General features: G+C 67.5%; 7 protein-coding genes. All 7 read left to right on the top strand.

The window, feature by feature from the left end:
* Window positions 1–225 (top strand): DUF6446 family protein (locus VJ897_RS08520; protein ID WP_324055078.1); only part of this gene is annotated, 225 nt, incomplete at its 5' end.
* A 1-nt stretch (window position 226) separates the two neighbouring features.
* A complete protein-coding gene (gene glyS / locus VJ897_RS08515) occupies window positions 227–2,455 on the top strand; it encodes a glycine--tRNA ligase subunit beta (RefSeq protein WP_324055077.1) in 2,229 nt (742 codons plus the stop codon).
* Window positions 2,456–2,537: 82 nt separating this feature from the next.
* Window positions 2,538–5,084 carry a putative PEP-binding protein gene (locus tag VJ897_RS08510; RefSeq protein ID WP_324055075.1) on the top strand — a complete coding sequence of 849 codons (2,547 nt, stop codon included), beginning with the start codon at window positions 2,538–2,540 and terminating at the stop codon, window positions 5,082–5,084.
* A 181-nt stretch (window positions 5,085–5,265) separates the two neighbouring features.
* Window positions 5,266–5,922 carry a cell wall hydrolase gene (locus tag VJ897_RS08505; RefSeq protein WP_324055074.1) on the top strand — a complete coding sequence of 219 codons (657 nt, stop codon included), beginning with the start codon at window positions 5,266–5,268 and terminating at the stop codon, window positions 5,920–5,922.
* 101 nt (window positions 5,923–6,023) lie between these two features.
* Window positions 6,024–6,938: a dihydroneopterin aldolase gene (locus VJ897_RS08500; protein ID WP_324055072.1), complete on the top strand. Its 915-nt coding sequence runs from the start codon at window positions 6,024–6,026 to the stop codon at window positions 6,936–6,938.
* Window positions 6,938–7,960: a dihydropteroate synthase gene (gene folP / locus VJ897_RS08495; protein ID WP_324055070.1), complete on the top strand. Its 1,023-nt coding sequence runs from the start codon at window positions 6,938–6,940 to the stop codon at window positions 7,958–7,960. The genes VJ897_RS08500 and folP overlap by 1 nt, the downstream gene beginning before the upstream one ends.
* Window positions 7,957–9,303 carry a phosphoglucosamine mutase gene (glmM, locus tag VJ897_RS08490; RefSeq protein ID WP_324055068.1) on the top strand — a complete coding sequence of 449 codons (1,347 nt, stop codon included), beginning with the start codon at window positions 7,957–7,959 and terminating at the stop codon, window positions 9,301–9,303. The genes folP and glmM overlap by 4 nt, the downstream gene beginning before the upstream one ends.
* The last annotated feature ends 11 nt before the right edge of the window (window positions 9,304–9,314 follow it).

Raw genomic sequence — 9,314 nt, 5'->3', positions numbered from 1 at the left:
TGGTTCGACTGCTACGACGCCCGCGAGATCGGCGAGGCGCTGGAGGCGGGCGAGGCCGTCGGCTTCATGGGTGTCAAGAACATCGAGTACGGCATCGATCGCATCGTCGCCGTGATGCCCGACGGGCGCGGCTTCGCCTGGCACCAGATCAACCGCTGCGGCGAAGTCGTCTTTGACGGCGAACCCGTCCCCGCTGACTGCCCCGAACCCCCGGAGACCGACTGACATGCCTGATCTTCTGATCGAACTCTTCTCCGAGGAGATCCCCGCGCGGATGCAGGCAAAAGCCGCCGCCGACCTGCAGCGCCTTGTCACCGACGGGCTGGTCGAGGCCGGTCTGACATACGCGGGCGCGGGCGCCTTTCACACGCCGCGCCGCCTGGCCCTGTCGATCGAGGGGCTGTCGGCAGAAAGCCCCGACACCCGCGAGGACCGCAAGGGACCGAAGGTTGGCGCGCCGGACAAGGCGATCGAGGGCTTCTGCCGCCGCGCCGGGGTGGACCGCGACGCGCTGCAGGTGCGTGATACCGGCAAGGCGCAGGTCTATTACGCCGTCATCGAACACGAGGGCCGCAAGGCACCTGAGATCGTGGCCGAGGTGCTGGAGCATACCGTCCGCCACTTTCCCTGGCCCAAGTCCATGCGCTGGGGCACGGGCAGCCTGCGCTGGGTGCGGCCCTTGCATTCCGTCCTGTGCATACTGACCAATGACGACGGCGCCGAGATCGTCCCGATGGAAATCGACGGGATCACCGCCGGAAACACGACGCACGGGCATCGTTTCACGGCCCCCGACGCCTTTGCCGTCACCAGCTTCGACGACTACGAGGCCAAGCTGAAGACGGCCTGTGTCCTGTTGCGGGCCGAGGAGCGCGCCGACCACATCAGGCAAGACGCCGCGAACCTTGCCTTCGCGGCCGGGCTCGAGGTGGTGGAGGACCAAGGGCTTCTGGCCGAGGTCGCGGGGCTGGTGGAATGGCCCGTGGTGCTGATGGGCGAGATCGACGACGACTTCCTGCACCTGCCGCCCGAGGTGCTGCAAACCTCGATGAAGGAGCACCAGAAATTCTTCTCGGTGCGCGACAAGACAGGGCAGATCACCCGCTTTGTCACCGTCGCCAATATCGCAGCCCCCGATGGCGGCAAGACGATCCTGGCGGGCAACCAGAAGGTTCTGGCCGCGCGTCTGGCCGACGCCAAGTTCTTCTGGGAAAACGACCTGCGCGTGGCCAAGGCGGGCATGCAGGACTGGCTTGACGGGCTAAGCTCCGTGACCTTCCACGCCAAGCTGGGAAGCCAGGCAGACAGGGTCCACCGCATCGCCGCGCTGGCCCGCGAGATCGCGCCGCATGTGGGGGCCGACCCGGACATGGCCGAAGAGGCCGCGCGCATCGCCAAGGCTGACCTGCGCTCGGAAATGGTGGGCGAGTTTCCCGAATTGCAGGGCGTCATGGGGCGCTATTACGCGCTGGAGGCCGGGCGCAGCCCGGAGGTCGCCGAGGCCTGCCGCGACCACTGGAAACCCATGGGGCAGGAAGACGACGCGCCCACCGCGCCGGTGTCCGTGGCCGTGGCGCTGGCCGACAAGCTGGACACGCTGACAGGGTTCTGGGCGATCGACGAGAAACCGACAGGGTCCAAGGACCCCTACGCGCTGCGCCGTGCGGCGCTCGGGGTTATTCGGCTGGTTTTGGGGAATGGCCTGCGCCTGCACCTGGATCGCTTCGTTGATGCGCAGTTGCTACGCCACAAGGTGGAACTGAACAGGGCCGATGTGGCCGAGGACGAGATCGACACGCTCGACGAAATCCTTGACGAGATCGCAGATCACGGGGTCTTCGGCGCCGCCTTCCGCGCCGTGGTCGAAGTCGGCGGCAAACACGCCGGACCGGTCACGAAATTGGTGAAGGACAAACTGCCGGATACCAGCGACGATTTGCTGGGTTTCTTCCACGATCGCCTCAAGGTCCACCTGCGGGGCGAGGGTGTCCGCCATGACGTCATCGACGCCTGCCTTGCCATGCCCGGCAACGACGACCTGACCCTGCTGGTCAAGCGGGCCGAGGCGCTGTCGGACTTCCTGCGCACCGACGATGGCGAGAACCTTATCCAGGGCTTCAAGCGGGCCAACAACATCCTGTCCCAGGCCGAGGAAAAGGACGGGGTCGAATACTCCTTCGGCGCGGACGTGAAATTCGCCGAGTCAGAGGCCGAAACCGCGCTGTTCGCCGCGCTGGACGCGGCCGACACCCGGATCACCCCCGCCATGGGGGCCGAGGATTTCGCCACCGTCATGGGGGCCATGGCCGATCTGCGCGCGCCCATCGACGCCTTCTTCGATGAGGTGCAGATCAATGCCGACAGCCCGGTGCTGCGGCGCAACCGGCTGAACCTGCTCTCGCGCATCCGCAAGACCTGCCTCGACGTGGCCGACCTGCGCCGGATCGAGGGCTAGGCGCCCGGCGGCCCTGCATGACCGACACTGGGCTTGCGCCGAATCGTGGGCGGCCTAAGGTGCCGTGCAGAGGAGTGCTGCAATGCAGAAAGTCGTGACCCTGAAGGACATGTGCGTCATTACCCGGACCGCGCCCATGGCGGGCGAGGTTCACGGCGGCCGCGCGAAGTGCCTGCAACGGCTGGTACGGATGGATTTCCCCGTGCCCAAGACCGTGGCGCTGTCCTTTGACGCGGTGCGCCAGATCGCCGGTGGTCAGCCCCCGGCCGCCGCCGCTATCCTGCGCGAATTCCCCACGCTGCCGCTGCTGTCCGTCCGGCCGTCCAGCCTGAACCCTGATTGGGGCGGACCGGGCGCGATGCTCAACATCGGCATGAACGCGGCCAAGCACGAGGCGCTTTGCGGCACCATCGGAGAGGACATGGCGACCCGGCTCTACATGTCGTTCGTACAGTCATACGCGGTGCATGTCGCGCGGCTGGACGCCGAGGAATTCAACGCCGCAGCCCATCCCAGCATTGATAATCTCAATGCCATGCTGGCGGTCTACGAGGCCGAAACGGACGCGCCATTCCCGCAGTTGGCCGAGGTCCAGCTGGCCGAGGTTCTGCGTACCATGGCGCGGGCCTGGGACAGCACCAGCGCGCGCCTGCTGAGACAGGCCAAGGGCGCACCCGCAGACGCCGGGCTGGGGCTGGTGGTTCAGGAAATGGCCCTGGGCATCGGTGCGGGCGAAAGCGGCTACGGCGTGATCCAGTTCATCGACCCGGCCACGGGCCAGCGCCGGGCCACCGGGCGCTACAAGGCCCAGGCCGTCAGCGGCGAACGCCTGCGTGAACAGGAGGACACGCTTTACCTCACGCGGGATCCTCGCGGCCCCTCGCTGGAGGATCGCTGCCCGCAGGTCTTCGCGCAGCTTCAAGCCCTCGGCGCAGCCTGCCGCCAGAAACTTCGCGAGGAAATGGAGGTCAAGTTCGTGCTGCAGGACGGTGCGATCAAGGTCCTCGACGCGATCCGCGTCCAAAGATCGTCGCGGGCAGCCGTGCGCGTGGCCGTCGACCTGGCCGAAGACGGGATCATCCCCCGCGACGAGGCGGTGATGCGCGTCGAACCAGACGCGCTGTCGGAACTGCTGCACCGGCAGGTGGCCGCGGACGCCACCCGGGACATCATCACCACCGGCATCGCTGCCAGCCCCGGCGCGGCGGCGGGACGGCTGGTCTTTTCGCCCTACGAGGCGCAGGCGAGCGCGGCACGCAACGAGTCCTGCGTGCTGATGCGCCGGGAAACGACGCCCGAGGACATCCGCGGGATGCATGCCGCCGAGGCCGTGGTGACCGTGCGCGGCGGTATTACCAGCCATGCCGCGGTGATCGGGCGCGGGCTGGGCCTGCCTTGTGTCGTGGGGGCCGACGGCCTGGTGATCGACGAACGCAAACGCCAGGTGAAGGGACCGCGCGGGCGCATCTTCCGCGAAGGCGACATCGTCACCGTGGATGGAACCACCGGGCAGTTGCTCAATGGTCAGGCCAGGACGGTCGAGGCCGCACTGGACGACACCTTCCAGACGCTGCTGTCCTGGGCCGACGAATTGCGCGACATCGGCATCCGAGCCAATGCCGACACCCCCGCCGACGCCCAGAGTGCCCGGAACTTCATGGCGCAGGGCATCGGGCTGTGCAGGACCGAGCACATGTTCTTCGAGGAAGACCGCGTCAACCTGATGCACGAGATGATCTTCTCGGACAGTCCCGAGGGGCGCGCGGCAGTTCTGGACCGGCTGCTACCGTTGCAACGGGCGGATTTCACCGAGGTGTTCCGCATCATGGAGGGTTTGCCGGTCTGCATCCGCCTTTTCGACCCGCCGCTGCACGAGTTCCTTCCGACCGGCAAGGCTGGAATGCGCGACCTGGCCGACGTGCTGGACCTGCCGCTCAGCCAGGTGGTCGAGCGGATCGAGCAGCTTGAGGAATACAACCCCATGCTGGGGATGCGCGGTGTCAGGCTAGGCGTGACCGTGCCGGAGATCTACGAGATGCAGGCCCGCGCCATCTTCGAGGCCACGATCGCGGCCAGCGAGACCGGCGCGCCTGTGGTCCCCGAGATCATGATCCCTCTGGTGAGCGCCATGAAGGAGGTCGAACTGGTCCAGGGCCGCATCGACGCCGTGGCCGCCGCCGTGCGCGCCGAGACCGGGGCCGATTTCGACTATCGCCTCGGCGTCATGGTGGAAACCCCGCGCGCCGCCCTGCGCGCTGCCGACATCGCCCAGCACGCCGCCTTCCTGTCTTTCGGGACCAATGACCTGACCCAGATGACCTATGGCCTGTCGCGCGACGACGCCAGCCGCTTCATGTCCGACTACGTGAGGCTGGGTGTCTATGACGAGGACCCCTTCCACCGGCTGGACCTGGACGGGGTGGGCGAGCTTTTGCGCATCGGTGCCGAGCGCGGCCGTGCGGGCCGTCCGGACGTGACCCTGTCGATCTGTGGCGAACACGGCGGCGACCGCGCGGCCATCGATTTCTGCCGCGCGAACGGCTTCGACTATGTTTCCTGCTCGCCGTTCCGGGTGCCGGTTGCGCGGTTGACCGCCGCACAGCTCTATCTTGAAGGCAAGGCAAAGTAGCATATTTAGTGTGTCAGTGATTTCAGGATCAATATATTGATATTCAGGCGAGGCCTGTGCCCCTATTGCATCATCTGCATGACGGCCCTGTGACCCCCGGGGTGGACGATGGGCCACCCCTGCCCTATGTCCAGCCCCGCTGGCAGGGCTCCGCGCCTTGCGACACCTGTGGGGATGAAAAATGTTTTCTCGGATCCTGAAGCGCGCCGTTCTGGCCGCAGCCGTGGCGTTCGTTCCGATCGGCACTGCCGCCACGGCGGAATTGCTGGAGACCCGGCTTGCCACCCTTCTGGGTCAGGAGCGCGAGGCGATCCGCATGGTGCCCAACAGCCGCATGTCGGCGCTGACCGCGCCGCCCAGCCCGGTCGCGCGCAAGGCCGAGACCGCCGAGGGGACGATCCTCTATGACAATGCCTTTCTCGCCAGGCAGCCCGCCCCCGAGGGTGGCGCGCAGTGGGAATGCCTGACCGAGGCGCTCTACTTCGAGGCGCGCGGCGAATCCGTGCGTGGCATGTTCGCCGTCGGCGAGGTCATCCTCAACCGCGTGGACAGCGCCCGCTTTCCAGACGATGTATGCGCTGTGGTCTCACAGGGGACAGGGCAGCTTTATGCCTGCCAGTTCACCTTCACCTGCGACGGGCACCCCGAAACAGTGCATGAACCGCGCGCCTGGACCGCGGTCGGCAAGGTGGCCCGTCTTCTGATGGACGGGGTAGCGCCGGGCGACCTGACAGACGGCGCCACCTATTACCATACCCGCGCCGTAAGCCCGCGCTGGGCGCGGATCTTCCCGCGCACCATCACCATCGGCTCGCACCACTTCTATCGCCAAGGCTGAGACGGGCCGCGTCGCGCGCGGGCATTCGCCGGTCGCGCATCGGCGCTTGTTCCCGTGCCAAGGCCCTAGTATCCCCGCGACATGTCAACCGGGGGTGCCCCATGAATACCGACATCCGTCTCGCTTTCGCCCATCCGGCAGAACGGGCCGAAGCCACCGTGCCCGCCGAAGGCGCGCTCAATGACCGGATCTCGCTGCGCGACTACGTCGCCGAGGTCGAGATCGGCGCCTTTCAGGCCGAGCGCGGCACCCTTCAGCACATCAAGTTCAACGTGGTGGTCGAGGTCGCCCCGCTGTCGGGTCCCATCGAGGATGATGTCGACCGCATACTGTCCTACGACCGGGTGACCGAAGCGATCCAGCACGAGCTGGGCGCGGAGCGTCTGAACCTGCTGGAGACCCTCGCCGAGCGTGTGGCCGACCGTATCCTGCTGGAACCCCAGGCCGAGCGGGTCTTCGTGCGCATCGAGAAACTGGACCGCGGCCCCGGCGCCCTGGGCGTCGAAATCGCGCGCGAGCGCGGCAAGCAGGCCGCCGCTGCCCAGGCCCACGAAGAGGCCCCGCACCCGCGCATCGTCTACCTGACCAACTCGGCGATCACATCCGACAGCCTGTCGGGCTGGATCGACGATTTCGCCGCGCGCGCCGCGCCGCTGATATTCTGCGTCGGGCCCTCCGATACCCCGGCCCCACAAACGCGGGCAGCCCTGGCGCAACGCCGCATCGACCTGCTTGCCATCGAGCAGAACGCCTGGGTGCTGGCCGGGCGCGACCGTCGCTGCGTGGTGACCCGCAGCCGGACGGAACTCGACTGGGCCATGAAGAATGGCCAGATCTGTGTCTGGGCACCCTCCAAGATCGTGCTGGACGCCGTGGAAAGCCCCTCGGCCAGCCCGCGCGACGCGCTGGCGCTGGCCGCCTGGTTCGCGGGCGAAATGCAGGCCGAAGAGCTTTGCGTTCTCGGCGCGGCCGCGCCAGACTGCGCCCTGCCGACCACAAGCTACGCGCTGGACTGATGCCCGACCCCGCCAAGGCCTATTTCCGCCCCGTCGTACAAGGCGACCCGCACCGGCCCGCCGGGGCGATCACGCTGGCCGGCGGATGGTGCTGGTTCACCCAGGTGGAACGGATCACGCGAACGGACGCGCCCGAGTTGATCCCGGCGGAGGAGGTCCCCGCGGAGGTGCTGGAGCGGCTTGGCGCCCCGCGCGCGCCGCTGGCCGGGCTGGACATGGCGCACCCGCGGCTGATGGGCATCCTGAATGTCACGCCCGACAGTTTCTCGGACGGCGGGCTGTTCATGGACCCCGAGGCGGCGCTGGACCAGGCCCGCGCCATGCAGGCCGCCGGGGCCGACATCATCGACGTGGGCGGCGAAAGCACCCGCCCCGGCGCGGTCGAGGTCGGCTTCGAGGAAGAGGTGAGCCGCACCGCGCCCGTGATCGCCGCGATCCGCGCTGGCAGCGACAGGCCGATTTCCATCGACACGCGAAAATCCATGGTCGCGCGGGCGGCGATGGGGGCCGGCGCCAGCATGCTCAACGATGTCTCGGCCTTTTCCCATGACAGCCGCATGGCGCCATTCGCCTCCGATAGCGGATTGCCGATCTGCCTGATGCATGCCCAGGGCACGCCCCAGGACATGCAAGATAACCCGACCTATGACGACGTGCTTCTGGACGTCTACGATTTCCTGGCCAACCGCATCGCGCTGGCCGAGGCGGCGGGCCTGCCGCGAGACCGCATCGTCGTTGACCCCGGGATCGGTTTCGGCAAGACTCTCGACCACAACCTTGCGTTGCTGCGGCGGCTGTCGTTGTTTCACGCACTGGGCTGTCCGGTCCTGCTGGGAGCCTCGCGCAAACGCCTCATCGGAACGCTGGCCGACGCACCAGAGGCCCGGGACCGTGTACCCGGATCGCTCGCCTTAGCGTTGCACGGACTGGCCCAAGGGGTGCAGATCCTGCGGGTGCATGACACGGCCGAGACCCGGCAGGCCTTCCAGGTGGCCGACGCCCTGAAAGGAGAGGCACCATGACCCGCAAGCTGTTTGGCACCGACGGGGTACGCGGCACCGCCAATACACCGCCGATGACGGCGGACCTGGCCCTGCGCCTGGGCGCTGCTGCCGGACGCTATTTCCGCAATGACCGGGCCAACGACCACCGGGTCGTCATCGGCAAGGACACCCGCCTGTCGGGCTACATGTTCCAGAACGCGCTGACTGCTGGCCTGACCAGCACGGGCATGAACGTGCTGTTGCTCGGCCCGGTGCCGACGCCCGCGGTGGGACTGCTGACCACCTCGATGCGCGCCGATCTGGGCATCATGATCTCGGCCAGCCACAACCCGGCGGTCGATAATGGTATCAAGTTCTTCGGCCCCGATGGCTTCAAGCTGTCCGACGCGGCCGAGACCGAGATCGAGCGGTTGCTCGAAGCGGGGATCGAGCCCGTCCAGGCCGTGAACATCGGCCGGGCCAAGCGTATCGACGACGGACGTTTCCGTTATGCCGAGCGGCTCAAGTCGACCTTTCCGACGGGGCGCACCCTGGCCGGTCTCAAGGTGGTGGTCGATTGCGCGAACGGCGCCGCACATCGCGTCGCCCCCGAAGTCCTGTGGGAACTGGGCGCCGAGGTGGTCCCCGTGGGCATTGCCCCGGACGGCTACAATATCAATGATGGGGTCGGCTCTACCGCGCCGCGCCGCGCCGCCGAGGCCATCGTGACCCACGGCGCTGATGTCGGGATATGCCTGGATGGTGACGCCGATCGGGTGATGATCCTCGACGAATCCGGCACCGTCGCCGACGGTGACCAGGTCATGGCGCTATTCGCGAGCCGCTGGGCCGAGGCCGACCGGCTCGCGGGAAACACGCTGGTCGCGACGGTCATGTCCAATCTCGGACTGGAACGCTACCTGGGGGGGCGGGACATCGCGTTGGACCGGACCCGGGTCGGGGACCGCTACGTGGTCGAGCGGATGCGCGCGGGCGGCTTCAACCTGGGCGGCGAACAATCGGGCCACATCGTGATGACCGACTATGCCACCACGGGTGACGGATTGCTGGCTGGAATGCAGTTCCTGGCGGCCATGGTGGAGACGGGCCGTCGCGCCTCCGAGTTGACGCGGGTCTTCGATCCTGTGCCTCAGCTTCTGCGCAACGTGCGTTATGCGACGGGATGCGATCCACTGGGCATGGGCCCGGTGAAGCGGGCCATCGCGGCAGCCGAGGGGCAACTGAACGGCAAGGGCCGCCTTCTGATCCGCAAGTCCGGGACCGAACCGCTGATCCGTGTCATGGCCGAATGCGAGGATGAGGGCCTGCTGGCGCAGGTGGTCGAGGGGATCGTGGCCGAGGTCGAACAAAGCGCCCGGTAGCGCGGCACGGG

The sequence above is a fragment of the Salibaculum sp. genome, from assembly GCF_035270045.1.
Taxonomy (GTDB): Bacteria; Pseudomonadota; Alphaproteobacteria; order Rhodobacterales; family Rhodobacteraceae; genus Salibaculum.
The sequence above is the reverse complement of the archived record's forward strand: the minus strand, read 5'-3'. Positions and strand labels throughout refer to the sequence as shown.

Excerpts from the sequence above, each read along its gene's own strand:
- glyS (WP_324055077.1), top strand. The coding sequence starts at position 227 with ATGCCTGATCTTCTGATCGAACTCTTCTCCGAGGAGATCCCCGCGCGG.
- VJ897_RS08510 (WP_324055075.1), top strand. The coding sequence starts at position 2,538 with ATGCAGAAAGTCGTGACCCTGAAGGACATGTGCGTCATTACCCGGACC.
- VJ897_RS08505 (WP_324055074.1), top strand. The coding sequence starts at position 5,266 with ATGTTTTCTCGGATCCTGAAGCGCGCCGTTCTGGCCGCAGCCGTGGCG.
- VJ897_RS08500 (WP_324055072.1), top strand. The coding sequence starts at position 6,024 with ATGAATACCGACATCCGTCTCGCTTTCGCCCATCCGGCAGAACGGGCC.
- folP (WP_324055070.1), top strand. The coding sequence starts at position 6,938 with ATGCCCGACCCCGCCAAGGCCTATTTCCGCCCCGTCGTACAAGGCGAC.
- glmM (WP_324055068.1), top strand. The coding sequence starts at position 7,957 with ATGACCCGCAAGCTGTTTGGCACCGACGGGGTACGCGGCACCGCCAAT.